Source organism: Pseudomonas sp. EA_65y_Pfl1_P113 (assembly GCF_963970525.1).
In the GTDB taxonomy this organism is placed as follows: Bacteria; Pseudomonadota; Gammaproteobacteria; order Pseudomonadales; family Pseudomonadaceae; genus Aquipseudomonas; species Aquipseudomonas tritici.
Window position 1 is genome coordinate 1 of the sequence record NZ_CAXAQM010000710.1, and the last position, 336, is coordinate 336.

Genomic DNA, 336 nt, shown 5'->3' on the forward strand with positions numbered 1-336 from the left:
GTTGCAGTGCGGGTTGGTCGATGGTCTCGAAGGCCGAGCGGCGTGAGCCGGGCAGCTTCTTGAAGGGCTTTTGATTGAGGCGTTCGAGCAGCCCGCCAATTGCCGTGTTCAGTTCACCGAGCGAGAAGAACTGGCGGTTGCGCAGCACTGCCAGGATCCAGCGTTCGACGACTTGCACGCCCACTTCGACCTTGGCTTTGTCCTTGGGCTTACGCGAACGCGCGGGCAGTACGGCTACGCCGTAATGCTCGGCGAGATCGCGGTAACTGGGGTTGATGTCCGGCTCGTAGCGATGCGCCTTGGTGACGCCACTGCGCAGATTATCGGGCACCAGGA

At 61.9% G+C, this 336-nt stretch carries 1 pseudogene; it reads right to left on the reverse strand.

What is annotated here, in order from left to right:
• Positions 1 to 336 (reverse strand): annotated as a pseudogene (locus AACY52_RS31840) (IS21 family transposase); the annotation flags it as partial.